Source organism: Leptospira weilii serovar Ranarum str. ICFT, assembly GCF_000332415.1.
Lineage (GTDB): Bacteria > Spirochaetota > Leptospiria > Leptospirales > Leptospiraceae > Leptospira > Leptospira weilii_A.
The window spans coordinates 82,842-96,421 of record NZ_AOHC02000029.1 but is presented as its reverse complement, the minus strand read 5'-3'; the positions used below and the strand labels follow the sequence as shown (position 1 = coordinate 96,421).

11 protein-coding genes are annotated in these 13,580 nt (G+C 42.0%); 5 read left to right on the top strand and 6 right to left on the bottom strand.

The features are described 5' to 3' along the window. Positions 1-256: 256 nt before the first annotated feature. From gcvP to gcvT, 3 genes are read right to left on the bottom strand one after another with little or no spacing between them, the layout of a single operon-like run. Positions 257-3,151 carry an aminomethyl-transferring glycine dehydrogenase gene (gene gcvP, locus LEP1GSC060_RS09380; RefSeq protein ID WP_003001920.1) on the bottom strand — a complete coding sequence of 965 codons (2,895 nt, stop codon included), beginning with the start codon at positions 3,149-3,151 and terminating at the stop codon, positions 257-259. A 39-nt stretch (positions 3,152-3,190) separates the two neighbouring features. Continuing rightward, positions 3,191-3,583: a glycine cleavage system protein GcvH gene (gene gcvH / locus LEP1GSC060_RS09375; protein WP_003001839.1), complete on the bottom strand. Its 393-nt coding sequence runs from the start codon at positions 3,581-3,583 to the stop codon at positions 3,191-3,193. A 17-nt stretch (positions 3,584-3,600) separates the two neighbouring features. Beyond that, positions 3,601-4,716, bottom strand: a complete 1,116-nt coding sequence (gcvT, locus tag LEP1GSC060_RS09370) for a glycine cleavage system aminomethyltransferase GcvT (RefSeq protein WP_003001680.1) — start codon at positions 4,714-4,716, stop codon at positions 3,601-3,603. 451 nt (positions 4,717-5,167) lie between these two features. Here gcvT and LEP1GSC060_RS20320 point away from each other — a divergent pair, with 451 nt between their 5' ends. Beyond that, on the top strand, positions 5,168-5,470 hold the full coding sequence (locus LEP1GSC060_RS20320; RefSeq protein ID WP_036096000.1) for an LA_0364 family Cys-rich lipoprotein: 303 nt from the start codon (positions 5,168-5,170) through the stop codon (positions 5,468-5,470). Positions 5,471-5,502: 32 nt separating this feature from the next. On the opposite strand, the gene LEP1GSC060_RS09360 is transcribed toward LEP1GSC060_RS20320, so the two are convergent. The 3 genes from LEP1GSC060_RS09360 to LEP1GSC060_RS09350 form a co-directional block, all read right to left on the bottom strand. Beyond that, positions 5,503-6,597 (bottom strand): MltA domain-containing protein, encoded by a 1,095-nt coding sequence (locus LEP1GSC060_RS09360; RefSeq protein ID WP_003001845.1) that lies wholly within the window; start codon positions 6,595-6,597, stop codon positions 5,503-5,505. 7 nt (positions 6,598-6,604) lie between these two features. Further along, on the bottom strand, positions 6,605-8,218 hold the full coding sequence (locus tag LEP1GSC060_RS09355) for a 7TM diverse intracellular signaling domain-containing protein (protein ID WP_003001665.1): 1,614 nt from the start codon (positions 8,216-8,218) through the stop codon (positions 6,605-6,607). 231 nt (positions 8,219-8,449) lie between these two features. Next, positions 8,450-8,926 (bottom strand): DUF4442 domain-containing protein, encoded by a 477-nt coding sequence (locus LEP1GSC060_RS09350; protein WP_003001686.1) that lies wholly within the window; start codon positions 8,924-8,926, stop codon positions 8,450-8,452. Between the two features lie 394 nt (positions 8,927-9,320). On the opposite strand from LEP1GSC060_RS09350, the gene LEP1GSC060_RS09345 reads away from it, so the two are divergent. From LEP1GSC060_RS09345 to LEP1GSC060_RS09330, 4 genes are all read left to right on the top strand, one after another. After that, complete coding sequence (locus LEP1GSC060_RS09345) at positions 9,321-10,343, top strand: synaptic vesicle VAT-1 family membrane protein (RefSeq protein ID WP_003001853.1); 1,023 nt, start codon at positions 9,321-9,323, stop codon at positions 10,341-10,343. A 104-nt stretch (positions 10,344-10,447) separates the two neighbouring features. Continuing rightward, entirely contained in the window at positions 10,448-11,383 is a 936-nt protein-coding gene (locus LEP1GSC060_RS09340) for a polyprenyl synthetase family protein (RefSeq protein ID WP_003001974.1), read from the top strand. Continuing rightward, entirely contained in the window at positions 11,364-12,143 is a 780-nt protein-coding gene (locus LEP1GSC060_RS09335) for a TlyA family RNA methyltransferase (RefSeq protein WP_003001867.1), read from the top strand. The genes LEP1GSC060_RS09340 and LEP1GSC060_RS09335 overlap by 20 nt, the downstream gene beginning before the upstream one ends. Before the next feature lie 89 nt (positions 12,144-12,232). After that, positions 12,233-13,465 carry an acyltransferase family protein gene (locus LEP1GSC060_RS09330; RefSeq protein WP_036096015.1) on the top strand — a complete coding sequence of 411 codons (1,233 nt, stop codon included), beginning with the start codon at positions 12,233-12,235 and terminating at the stop codon, positions 13,463-13,465. Positions 13,466-13,580: the final 115 nt, after the last annotated feature.

Genomic DNA, 13,580 nt, shown 5'->3' with positions numbered 1-13,580 from the left:
GTCCATTTCGTCATTGAAGGGGGAAACGAGAAGGTTGATCCACTTTAGTTGTTCGATTTTTCTTAACAAAACAGTATCCGGACTGTTATCCGTATCGCCTAGGCTCCAAATGATATTATTATTTTTGCAAGTTTTTAAATATAAAATCAGATCCGTTGGAACGTCGGGAAAGGATTGGCGATTTTTTGAATCATAAGCTGATCCGGAAAAATAAATTGTTTGGCTCTTAAAAGTCATGTTGAGTCCGGATCAAGAATCACTGATAACTTTCTATCGGCAAACAGGAACAAACCAAGTTACGATCTCCGTACACGTTATCCACCCTTCCCACGTAAGGCCAAAATTTATGATCTTTCAACCAGGAAGCGGGATAAGACGCGCGCTCCCTTGAATAAAGATGATCCCAACGATCCGAAGTCGTCATAGCCGCGGTGTGCGGAGAATTTTTCAGAGGGTTATCGGTTTTGTCTAACGTTCCGTTTTCAACGTCGATGATCTCCCGGTGAATGAGAAGCATCGCTTCGCAGAATCGATCCAATTCTTCTTTGGATTCGGATTCGGTCGGTTCGATCATAAGCGTTCCCGGAACCGGAAAAGACATCGTAGGCGCGTGGAATCCGTAATCGATCAATCTTTTTGCTACGTCTTCCACTTCGATCCCCGCGGATTTTTTAAAAGGTCTTACGTCTAAAATACATTCGTGCGCTACAAAACCGTTTTTCCCCTTGTAAAGAACCGGATAAACTTTTTCCAAACGTTTCGCAATGTAGTTTGCGTTTAAGATGGAAGTTTGAGTGGCGTTTGTTAATCCTTCCGCACCCATGAGCGCGATATAAATCCAAGAAATCAAAACGATACTCGCGCTTCCCCAAGGAGCCGCGGAAACCGCTCCGTGTTCGTTACCGGTTGTATTGTCCACCAACACGTGACCCGGTAAAAACGGAACGAGGTGTTTTGCGACTCCGATCGGGCCCACACCCGGACCTCCGCCTCCGTGAGGTATGCAAAAAGTCTTATGTAGATTGAGATGGCAAACGTCGGCGCCGATTTCTCCCGGACTTGTTAATCCGACTTGCGCGTTCATATTCGCGCCGTCCATATAAACCTGACCGCCGCGAGAATGAACGATAGCGCAGATTTCTTTTACGGATTCTTCAAAAACTCCGTGAGTGGAAGGATAGGTGATCATCAAAGCGGCGAGATCATCCTTGTGTTCTTCCGCTTTGATTTTTAAATCGTCCAGATCTACGTTTCCATTTACATCGCAGGAGACGACCACAACTTTAAAACCGGCCATTGCAGCGCTTGCAGGATTGGTTCCATGAGCCGAGATCGGAATCAAACAAACGTTTCTATGAGATTGGTTCCTACTTTCGTGAAATCTACGAATCGCCAAAAGACCGGCGTATTCTCCTTGGGAACCGGCGTTCGGTTGTAAGGAAACTCCCGCAAAACCCGTAATTTCGCAGAGCCATCTTTCCAATTGTTCAAAGATGATTTTGTATCCTTTCGTTTGATCCGCGGGTGCAAACGGATGAATCGCGCCGAATTCGGGCCAAGTAACGGGATACATTTCCGTGGTCGCATTGAGTTTCATCGTACAGGAACCGAGGGGGATCATTGATGTCGTGAGGGAAAGGTCTCTGGATTCCAATTTACGAATATAACGAAGCATTTTCGTTTCGGTATGGTGAGACTGGAATACCGGATGAGCGAGGTAAGAAGTATTTCTTTGGAAAGAATCGGAAACGTTCGGAGAGTTTGCAAAAAGTTTTTCTATGTCTACATTCTTCACATCGAAAATGTCGAACAGATCCTTGAGGTCTTCGACATTGACGGTTTCGTCTAACGCGATTCCGATTCTACCGTCTTTGTATTCCCTCAGATTGATCTTTTTAGAATTTGCTTTTTGCAAAATCTCTTTGGATTTATTCCCGGCCTGAATCGTAATCGTATCAAAAAAAGAATCGTTTGAAATCGCAAAACCCGCCGACTTCAAGGCGTTTGCGAGAATGGAAGTGAACTTGTGAACTCGAATCGCGATGTCTTTGAGTCCTTCCGGTCCGTGATAAACCGCATACATCGAAGAAATCACCGCGAGTAAAACCTGAGCCGTGCAGATATTGCTCGTAGCCTTATCCCTGCGAATGTGTTGTTCTCTGGTTTGAAGAGAAAGTCTGAGCCCCGGATTTCCTTGAGAATCCTTGGAAACTCCGATGAGTCTGCCCGGCATACTGCGTTTGAATTCGTCCTTGGTCGCAAAGTAACCCGCGTGTGGTCCGCCGAATCCGAGAGGAAGTCCGAATCTCTGAGAGGAACCGACGGCGATATCGGCCCCCATTTCTCCCGGGGATTTGAGAAGAGTCAGCGCTAGAAGATCGGCGGCGACGATTGCGACCGATCCTACGTTATGCGCTCTTTGGATAAAAGAAGTATAGTCGATGATTTTTCCGTCGGTCGCCGGATACTGGAGCAGTACTCCGAAGAAGTCTTCGTTGAGTTCTACGGTTTCGTGGCTTCCGATTTGAACCTCGATCCCGAGCGGATTGGCTCTTGTAACGACAACGTCGATCGTTTGAGGATGACAGAGTTCCGACACGAAGAATTTTTTAGCGGTTTCGTTCTTACGAACGGAATAAGCGAGGAACATCGCTTCCGCAGCGGCGGTTGCTTCGTCGAGAAGAGAAGCATTCGAAATTTCTAATCCGGTCAGATCGATAATCATCGTCTGAAAGTTTAAAAGCGCTTCGAGGCGACCTTGAGAAATCTCGGCTTGATACGGAGTATAAGCCGTGTACCAACCCGGATTTTCCAAGATGTTTCTTTGAATCACTCCCGGGATGATGCAGGAGTTATAACCCGCTCCGATGTAGGAACGAAAAACTTGATTTTGAGAAGCGATGAACTTGAGGTCCTGAAGAATCTTATGTTCGGTGGAAGGTTTCGGTAAATCCGGATTCTTTTTCAGACGAATTCCGGCGGGAACCGCTTTTGCAATCAATTCTTCCAAAGAAGAAAGTCCCAACTCTTTCAGCATTTCGGCGGTTTGTTGTTGGTTCGGCCCGATATGTCTTCTGGGAAAAGTATCCAAAGGATCTGGGCCCGCTTTTGCAAGATTTGTTTTGGTCTGGTTCTGGAGAGTGGAGTTCATGTTCACCTGCTTCTAAATTCTCTATATTAGACTTTACTGTTATTCAAGTCCGGCGACGAGCGTTTTGTATTTTTCCGGACTTAAAAGTTTTTCCAATTCGGAAGGGGAAAAACCTTTCACTTTGATCATCCAGGAATCGAACGGTTTGGCGTTAACGTCGCCCGGATTTTTGGAAAGAGCCGGATTGGATTCGACGACTTCTCCGCCGATCGGCGCGTATAAATCTTCCGCGGCCTTAACCGATTCGATCGTCCCGAAAGTTTCAAATTGTTTGATCGTTTTTCCCGCTTTCGGAAGATCCACAAATACGATATCTCCGAGAGCGGACTGAGCGAAGTCCGAAATTCCGATAAGAGCCGTGTCTCCTTCCACTTTAACCCATTCGTGTTTTTCCGAAAAAAGATAACCTGCGGGTGCTTGTGTTTCTGCCATAATTCGTTTTTCCTAATTTAGTTTTTTCTGATACTGCCTGGAATAAAAGGTTTTGTCGTTATAATAGCTTGTTTGGGTTGTTCTCGGATTTCAATCTGAATCGATTCTCCGTCTTTGATTTTTTCGGTTTTGATCAGAGCCAAACCGATTCCTTTTTTTAAAGAAGGGGAGAATGTTCCCGAAGTCGTTTTACCGATTTCATTACCTTGAGAATCCAGAACTCGAAAGTTTTCTCTCGGAACTCCCGCTTCCGTTAATGCGAACGAGACGATTTTGGACGCGACTCCGTTTTTCTTTTGGGAAAGAATTTTCTCGGATGAAAAATAAGAATTCTTCTTTTCCTTAACGATCCAACCGATTCCCGATTCGACGGGAGTCCATCGATCGTTGAGTTCGTGTCCGTAAAGAGGATATTTGGCTTCGATCCTCAGAGTGTCTCTGGCGCCGAGTCCGCAAGGAAGAAGTCCGTACGGTTTTCCGGAAACTAAAAGTTCGTTCCAAAGTTTTAATCCGAGAGGAATGGAGGAATAAATTTCAAAACCGTCTTCGCCCGTGTATCCCGTTCTGGAAACGAGGATCTCCTCTCCTTGATATTCCAAAATTACGAAATGGTAATATTGAATCGAATCCAACTCTTTGCCTAAGAATTTCGAAAAAATCTCGTTTGCTTTCGGACCTTGCAAAGCGATTTGATGCCAGTTCAAACTTTGATCTTCCACACGGACGTCGGATTTCGGAAGGTGTTTGAGTAAGTGTGCCGTCACCGCTTCGTAGTTGGAAGCGTTGGAGCAGATCATATATTTTTCCGGGGAGAATTTGTAGATCGTCACGTCGTCCACAAGCCCGCCGTTTTCATTTAAAACCGCGTTGTACTGAACTTGAAAATCGGAAAGAGAAGCGACCGAGTTGCAAGTCAGAGATTCTAAAAAATCAAGAATGGCTTTCGGGTCGCCGGTAACGAAAATTTCTCCCATGTGAGAAACGTCAAAGAGCCCGGCCGCTTCTCGGGTCGCGTTGTGTTCCGCGATAATCCCGGAATATTGAACGGGCATGTCCCAGCCCCCGAACGGAATCATTTTAGCGCCGAGTGCGCGATGGGTTTCGTAAAGTGGTGTTTTTTTATCTTGGGACATAAAGCTTTCCAGATACCAATTTTTACTAGTTCCGTATTGGGACAAATGGATTTTTGGGAAAAATTTTCGGTCTTTAAATCGAATTTAAGCTCGTTTTTAAGCGTGGATTTTGATTCGTTCTTTTTTTAAAACGACTCTGATTTATGGATCGTTTGCGACCGGGGCTAAAAAACGGTTCTATCCGGGCGATTTTGGATTTAGGACAAATAACGTAGTAAAACGAATTAAAAAATTATCTTTTTATAATGTTCTTTCAAAAGATAAAATCGAAAACTCGACTTGACTAAGTGATAATTTGATTGCGTAAAAATCTCAAATTTATATGTTTGTTTTGCGGAGTTCCCAAAACTTAAGACAATCGCAGAGGTTTGCGGCGATTTCTATAAAATCGGACGGTTTTGGAACAGGCGCTTGATTTTAATTTATCAAAAGGACAAACTGTGAGGTTCTTATGAAAAAAATCCATGTCGTTGCGTTAGTTGTAGCTTTAACGTTATTTGTATCCCGGTGTTCCGAAGTTTCCCCGCGCCAGAAATGTTACGAGGACAATTATTGTAAGTCGGCCGATTCGGATTGTTTTGCTGCTTCTTTATTGATTTCTTCGTTGTTGGAAAGCGGTTCAAAAAATTCGAGCGGTTCTACGACAAGCGCTAACTCTTCGAATTCTTTTTTGAGTACTTTGTTCAATCCTCTGCTTTGTGTGGGATCCAAAGCGACTTGCGAAGCGGATTGCGATAAAAAACATCCCTTTTGATCGAATCGATTCGGAATGTATTCCGGAGCGGTTTATTTCTTCGGTAAAATCAAAAGAATTTTTCCTTTGGTTTGAATCCTTCCGGCTTTCTCTTCCGCCGTTTTACCCGTTCCTAAAAAATAATCCAAACGACCGTGTCCCATAATTTGAGATCCTCGATCGTGAACGAATACGATTCGGTTTTTTTCGGATAAAACCCCGGATTCAAAAGAGATCAAGGCCGGAATCCCTAAAGGAATGTTCGGGTCCATGGCTACGGATCTTTTAGGAATCAACTCGATTCCGCCGCTTCCACGAGGCGCGGTGGGTTCTCTTTTAAAAAAGACATATCTCGGGTTTTTGAAAATCGCGGCCTCGACTTCTTTCGGAAATTCCAGAATACAATCTCTTAGATCGGATGGAATTAAACTCTTGCAGATTCCTTTTAAGGATTCTGCGGGGCTTAGATATTCTTTTCCGTTATCGGAAGAATAAGTGATACGGAACGGATCTTGATCGGGCGTTTTTACGAGAGCCGAACCTTCCAACTGGGCGAGATGTAAATCCGTGATTTTTACGAATACGATCGTTTTTGATTTGTTCCATCGGACGGAAGGGTCCGACAACTCCATCCTCGTTTCGTAAGGAACAAAAGTTCCGTTTACGATTTTTCCGACCGATTTTCGATTTCCTTCTTTTTTTACGATCAAGTCGGAGGGTTTTTCCAAAATCGGATGAATGAATTCTCCTTCCGGACGAAACTTTCCTTCTATTAAAACTTCATAATATGCCGTGATCTTTCCCCGAACGGCGTCCGCCGTTTCAAGGATAAGGAACGAATTTTGAAATTTGATATTTCTCGATTCCCAGTTTTTTTCCCGGAGAATCGTTTCGAAATATTTTAAGGAATGTAACATTTCATTTTTATTATATGAAATATTTCGAATTTTCACGCTCCAATCCGAGGGAAGTCTTTTGTAATACGATTCGGATTCTTTTAAGGCTCGATGTAAGGAATCTAAATCTTCCGTATGTAAAACGAAGGGCGCTTCTTGAAAGGAAATAAATCCGGATTCTTCCAAACCTTTCGTTTCCGACCGAAACGGGTTTATGAGAACGAAACAGATGAAAACGAATAAAAATCGCATTCTTATCTTATATGGATTCGGGAAAGAGCATCAATTTGTATTCGGAAGGCGTCATTCCCGTTAAAGTTTTAAAGGATTTTTCCATTTCTCTACCGGAAATAAAACCCGCTCTGTGTGCGATTTCCGATTGTTTCAAATCGGTTCTGGTTTTCAAAAGGTGTTTCGCTTCTTCCACTCTGTACTCGTTGACGTAACTTTCAAAGGATGGAGTTTTCGAAAATTCCCGAATGAATCGGTCCAAATCGAGAGGTGTGATTTTGAGAATTTCGGCCAGATCTTCCTTACTCAATTCGGGATTTTTGAAGATTCTTTCGACTTTCAATAGATGGTCCAAACTGAATTGAAGCGAAGGAGTTTTGTTTTGAAACTCCGCGTTGGATAGTCGAACGGGAGCCTTTAGTTTTTCCTGCATCTGCCGGATATCGTAAGCACGGCTCAAAAATTTTCTTTTTACGAATTTTTCGCGATCGCTAAGGCTTATCATCACTATGATATAAATCGAAGGAATGGACAATGCGTAGGCATGAATGAAGTATTCGTGATACTTTATAAAATCTAAATAGTATAAAATCGTAATTAACACGCTTCCGACGATCGTAATCATACAAAGGGCGATTTTTCGAGCGGGCGCAAAACTCCGAATCACCGAGAACGTCGCGATTGTGATTAGTGTGGAAACACATACGAAGGTCCATGAAAAGGTTTTTACGACCATCGGGCGATTTGCAATGAAAGAGGAAAAGATCGCTAAAAATACGATTGAGATCGCGCTTCCTGATAAAAGAGATCGAAAAATTTTATGGAGCGAAGAAGGGGAAAGAAATTGAACCATGAAGTGAGCGGAACAAGCGAGGGCCAGAAAGGCAAAAAGCGGGGGAGTTATATTTTGAAATTCAGGCGCGTTGGGCCATAGATATTTATAACCGTTTGCAAAACAAGCCCAACCTTCCAACGTTAGGAACACGAGAAACCCGACGATGTTCAAATAGATCGGGTCGAGAGTTTGACGATAGACGAAACCGGTCAACAAAACGACGAACAAACTTAGTACGAGAGAAAAAAGGATCAAAAGGTTTCTATAATAATTTCCCTTTTGATATTCCAAACCGGATTCCAAAAGAATCGGGAAGTTGATGATGGAAGACGTTTTGATCCAGAGATAATATTTACCGTCGTCATTTTGAACCTCCAAAGGTTCCAAATGAAAAACGGGATAATAATCGTCCACGGACCTTTCCGCGTATTGAAAACGATCTCCGGAAATTTGAACGGACGAATTCGTAAAAAGCGCCGCTCCGTCCAGCGTCACTTGAGGAATTCTTACGAAACATCTGGACCTAGGATATTGTTTGATGTTGAATCGAATCCAAACCGATTCTTTGATAAAACCCAATTCCAAAAACGAAGTTTCTTTCGGTGAAAAATCGAGATTCTTTTTAGGTTTTTTCGGAACCTCGTTCGATACGTCCGAATCCAGAGCCAATTCTATTTGATCGAACTCGCAGGTTTCGGATTCCGGAGTGGAATGAAGAATTTTTGGAGAGATGAAAAACAAGAATAGAACGAATAAAAGAAAATAACCGCTGAACGAGGTTTTGAATTTCAGTAAGCGAATAAACATCGAATCAATTCTTCTTGTTTCCTAAGTATACGGCCTAAGCCCGTTAATAGTATCAAGAGTAATCTTTTCAGTCAAGATTTCAAAAAAAATTAGATCGTAATTTTAAACGACTTTATAAGATGAATTATAAACCGGAAAAAATAAGGTTCGGAGCCGCGTTGTTACAAAGTGAGAACAACATGGATAGACTTTACAAACACAAAGTCGGATTGTGGAGGTTTGGGATAAACGTTAGGTTACTGTTTCTTTTTTGATTCTTTCTTTTCTTCTCACATAAACCACCTTGTCCAGTTCCGCGACCACCTTACCCGTTTTTGCGTCTAAGATTTTCGTTTGAAAGAAGGCGTCTAACTTTCTTTTTTCATCCGCTTCTTTTCGAATTCTTTCTATCTCTTCGCGAGAAATCTCGAAATCCGCATAAACCTTACCGACTCCGGGTGTGACGAATCGAATCGTTGCGGCCTTGTCCCAAACGATGTATTCGTCTCCTAAATTTTCCATAAGAATCAGCATGTAAAACGGATCACACATGGAATAAAGCGAACCACCAAAGTGAGTACCGACAAGATTCTTGTTCCACCAATGAAGTTTCATCGAAAGTCGAAAATGAGTAAAATCTTTGCCGATTCTTTTGTATCGAATCCCGGCCGCAAAGTAAGGGGGATAGAAGTTAAAAAAATAAAATCGAAGTTTTTTCCAAAAATTCATATAGTTTGATACCAAACATTTTAGCTATTTTTACCTTTTATTGTAGAGTAGGTTGATTTTGAAATCAGAAAATAAGCGATTTGTAATGAAAATCGTTTAAAATGTTTTTTTAAAAAAGGAAAGCATCTTGATTTTTCGAAACGATCTTATAGAACCATTGACTCGGAGGAGTTTGTATCCCCGCTCTTTTTAAAAAGGTTTTTTTCGGATCGAGGGTTTCTTTTTTTGAAAGCGAAAAATGATTTTTAAACTTTCTACTTTAAATCAAGAATTCGATCCAATGGATAAACGGATTTACTTTGAGTTTCGCTTGACCTTCATTCGAAGTCGGATTCGGCCGAGTCTTTGAAAATTTTTCTTGCCCTCTTGTTTCGAATTCTTATAACCTCCTTTCATGCAAAGAACGATCGCCCTCGTCGGAAAAAAAGGATCCCTGGAAAATATTCGTTTGGAAACCGAAACTCTTCCCGAGCCGGATGAAAACGAAGTACAAATCGAAGTTTGTTCGATCGGATTGAACTTCGCGGATTTATTTGCAATTCAAGGATTGTATAGCGCGACCCCGAAAGGAAGCTTTATTCCCGGACTTGAATATTCAGGAATCGTAATTTCTACCGGAAAAAAAGTTAAAAACGTAAAAAAGAAAGATAAGATCATGGGTGTGACCCGTTTCGGCGGTTACGTTTCTCATTTGAATATCGATTCAAGATACGTTTTTAAACTTCCTTCCAAATGGGACTTCGATCAAGGCGCGGGTTTTCTCGTGCAAGGATTGACCGCCTATTACGCGTTAGTCGTCTTGGGGGATCTTAAAAAAGGACAGACGGTTTTGATTCACAGCGCGGCGGGTGGCGTGGGAATTCTCGCAAACAGAATCGCAAAAAAATTCGGGGCGTTTACGATCGGATCGATCGGAAGTTCCTCCAAAATCGATCTTCTCAAAAAAGAAGGTTATGACAAACAAATCGTTCGTTCCGGTCGATTTAAAAAAGATCTCCAAGAATCTCTTTCCGGTAAAGAACTGGATCTTGTTTTGGAATGTATCGGCGGAAAAATTTTTCAGGAAAGTTACGATGTTATGGCTCCGATGGGAAGAATGATCGTTTACGGCGCCGCGGATATGATGGGAGGGGGCAGCGGAGTCAACTGGCCTCGGCTTGTTTATAAATATCTTTCCAGGCCGAAATTGGATCCGATGCGGATGGTTTCGGATAACAAAGCGGTTATGGGATTCAATCTGATTTGGCTTTATGAAAAGGTTGAAAAATTAACCGGACACCTGAACGATCTCGTCAAACTCAATCTCTCTCCGCCTCACATCGGTAAGACGTTTCCGTTTGAAAAAATCGACGAGGCTCTGAAATACTTTCAATCCGGCGCTTCGGTCGGAAAGGTCGTATTGAAAGTGAAATCGTAAACGTTGACGATCCACGTTACGAGCGGTAGTATTTTGAAAAGCTCTTTGTTTCGAGATCGGACTTTGCTTTACAATTCGAAGTTTTCTTTCAACCTGGAGGTAGAGTGAGTCCATCTTCCTTTTCCGAAATATTTCATTCTTACAGAGTCGAGTTTGAGAATTTTTTGGATTCTCAAACTCTTTCGATACTTTCCAAACAGTCCGCTCCCGAACTTTTTGAAGCGATGAAATACAGTCTCGTCGCCGGAGGCAAACGACTCCGCCCGGTTTTGGCGTTGGCCGCTTTCGGCGGACTTCAAAACGAAACGCAAAACGTTCTTCTACTCGGATCGTCCTTGGAATGTATTCATACTTATTCTTTGATCCACGACGATCTTCCGAGTATGGACAACGACGATCTTAGAAGGGGATTGCCGACTCTACATAAAAAGTTTTCCGAAGCCACCGCGATTTTGGCGGGCGACGCTCTCAATTCTTTTGCGTTTTATTTTGTTTCCCTGATTCAAGGAGAGAACGGTGATTGTTTACTACATCGAGATTTATTAGAAATTTTGCATGCAGGTTCCGGCGCCCCCGGAATGGTTTCGGGACAGATCTACGATTTACAAATGGAAAGGGAGAATACAAAGGGGCAAAATTCCAAGAACGAACAAGAAAAGATCGCAATGGTTCAATTGACTCATCGTTTGAAAACGGGCGCCCTCATCAAAGCGGCCTTACTTTTAGGAAATCGTCTTCGTAAAGACTGGAAAAAAAGGGAAGAGCCCTTATCCAAGTACGGAGAGGATCTGGGTTTACTGTTTCAAATCACCGACGACATCTTAGACGTGGAAGGAACCCGGGAAACCTTGGGAAAAACTCCGGGTAAGGATCAAAAAACGGGTAAGATCACCTATCCGTCGTTATTCGGAATGGATCGTTGCAAACAAATGGTCGAAGAACTTCAAAAAAATCTAATTCTTATCGCTTCCGATTTCGCGGACAAAGAGGGAACGTTCTTTCGGGAACTTCCGATTTACATTGGCCAGAGAAAAAATTAGGCTCGATATTCTTCTTTTAAATCGGGGACTTGCACAATCTCCGGAAAAAGCGAGAAGTTTGATTCTTTCCGGCTCCGTATTGGTAAACGAACAAAAGATAACCAAAGTCGGATTAAAATTTCCGAATGATTCGGAGATTCGTATTCTCGACGTTATACGAGAATACGTGAGTAGGGGAGCGTATAAATTATTGAAAGCTTTCGAGGTTTTTCCGTTCCAAGTCGATGGAAAACTTTGTGTGGATCTCGGAGCTTCGACGGGCGGCTTTACACAAGCGCTTTTGGAAAAAGGAGCTTGGAAAGTTTTTGCCTGCGACGTCGGTTACGGTCAATTGGCCGAAAAATTGAGAAATCATCCTTCCGTAATCGTGAAAGACCGTTTTCATCTGAAACAATTGTCTTCCTCCGAAATCGAATGGGAAACGAATCGTTTTCAAGCGCCTCGTCCCGAGTCGATCGTGATCGTTATGGATCTGAGTTTCATTTCTCTCAGATCCGTTTTTCCGGCGATCCGAAAATTGAAAGAGGAAAAACACATTCCAAAATTAGAATGTGTTACTTTGATAAAACCCCAGTTCGAAGCGGATAAAAAAAATCTTATCAAAGGAGTTTTGAAGGATTCCAAAATTCGACTTCGAATCGTTCGTTCCCTTTGCAAATATCTCAAAAAAGAAATCGGCGCCGCCGTTTTGGGTTTGGAATGGTCTCCGATCGAAGGTAGAGACGGAAATAAGGAAATCCTTTTGTATTGGAAATTGTAATACGGTCCTTAAGGAATCGGATTTACGATTTTTTATCGATTTACATTTTGATTCGAAAAAATATACGGTGTAATTCTTTCACGGGTCTTATGGAGCAAAAAACAGAAAATAAAAAAGAAGAAATTCTTCCGTTCAACGGATTGCGAGCGTTTGCAATTATCGTCGTATTCGTATATCATTATTATTTTTATTCCGGATATACCGCCGCCAATAAGAACTCCATCCTTGAGGCGTTTATTGAAATGCTTCATCATTTTGAAGTGAATTTGTTTTTTATTCTCAGCGGTTTTTTAATTTCCATGGCCTTATGGAAAGAATGGTCGGAGAACGGAAGAATTCGTTATCTGGATTTTTTCTTAAAACGAAATTATCGGTTACTTCCCGTCTATTATCTTTTTATCACGATCAGTTATTGGATCAATCGAGCCTCTTATTCTTTCAGCCAAAAATGGGTGGCGACAAAGGAGTTGTCCGTACCCGATAAATTGACGGCCTTACACGTTATGGAAAGCACGGATAACGGTTTGAGAAACGCTTGGGGTGATTTCGTTTTTCTCGGAAATTATCTAAGAGGGCCCAACATTCATACTTGGTTCCTATCGATCATAGAACAATTTTATCTGATATTTCCTTTTTTCTGCGGGTTCGTTTTGTTTAAACGGGATTTTTTTACGAGACAATGTATTCTTTGGTGTTTATATTTGATTCCCGGAATATTAAGAATTTATATTTATCTCAATCCGGATATTTTTGGAACGGATTATGAAACCTTGGTTTTTCGTCCCACACATACCCGCGCGGATTCGATCGTGATAGGTGTGATCCTTATGGATTGGATCGTCAATCGCGGAGATTATCTTAAAAAATATCTATCGGGTCGTATGATAAGTTTTTTATTGATTTTATTACCCGTTTTAATTTTAGTTTTTGTGAATTTAAAAAGCGAATCCATCTATTCCTTTTTTTCGGGAACGGTGCGATTCAATTTGATCGATTTCGTTTATGTTAGTATTCTTTTATCGGTGATTTTGTTTCCGAACACTTTTTTAGCGAAAGGGTTAAGCGTGAAATTTTTCGCCCCGATATCCAATCTAAGTTATACGATTTATATATGGCATTTGCTTCTTTCCTTAATCTCCTTCGGCGCGTTAAAACTCTTATTACCCGATCTTTTTGAAACCGGTCTGACGTTTTTCGTTTTAAGCCTTTTGTTGAGTTTTCTTTTTACCTTAGGGGTTTCTTGGTTGATACATCGATACGTCGAAGAACCCTTGAGCCGCCTTTTTAAAAGGATTTTTTCGTCTTCGTCCGGACGACATTAACCGCTCTTTGGAGCCGTCTTCGTCCGAGAAACGTTAACCGTCCTTTGGAACCGTTGCGATGATTTCGAGAAATCCCCGCGCAAAGGATCGAAGCGGGGTCAATAAATTTATGATT

What these genes read in the sequence shown, in the direction of transcription:
- gcvH (WP_003001839.1), bottom strand. Translation starts at nt 3,583, where the DNA reads ATGGCAGAAACACAAGCACCCGCAGGTTATCTTTTTTCGGAAAAACAC.
- gcvP (WP_003001920.1), bottom strand. Translation starts at nt 3,151, where the DNA reads ATGAACTCCACTCTCCAGAACCAGACCAAAACAAATCTTGCAAAAGCG.
- LEP1GSC060_RS09345 (WP_003001853.1), top strand. Translation starts at nt 9,321, where the DNA reads ATGCAAAGAACGATCGCCCTCGTCGGAAAAAAAGGATCCCTGGAAAAT.
- gcvT (WP_003001680.1), bottom strand. Translation starts at nt 4,716, where the DNA reads ATGTCCCAAGATAAAAAAACACCACTTTACGAAACCCATCGCGCACTC.
- LEP1GSC060_RS20320 (WP_036096000.1), top strand. Translation starts at nt 5,168, where the DNA reads ATGAAAAAAATCCATGTCGTTGCGTTAGTTGTAGCTTTAACGTTATTT.
- LEP1GSC060_RS09350 (WP_003001686.1), bottom strand. Translation starts at nt 8,926, where the DNA reads ATGAATTTTTGGAAAAAACTTCGATTTTATTTTTTTAACTTCTATCCC.
- LEP1GSC060_RS09355 (WP_003001665.1), bottom strand. Translation starts at nt 8,218, where the DNA reads ATGTTTATTCGCTTACTGAAATTCAAAACCTCGTTCAGCGGTTATTTT.
- LEP1GSC060_RS09360 (WP_003001845.1), bottom strand. Translation starts at nt 6,597, where the DNA reads ATGCGATTTTTATTCGTTTTCATCTGTTTCGTTCTCATAAACCCGTTT.
- LEP1GSC060_RS09330 (WP_036096015.1), top strand. Translation starts at nt 12,233, where the DNA reads ATGGAGCAAAAAACAGAAAATAAAAAAGAAGAAATTCTTCCGTTCAAC.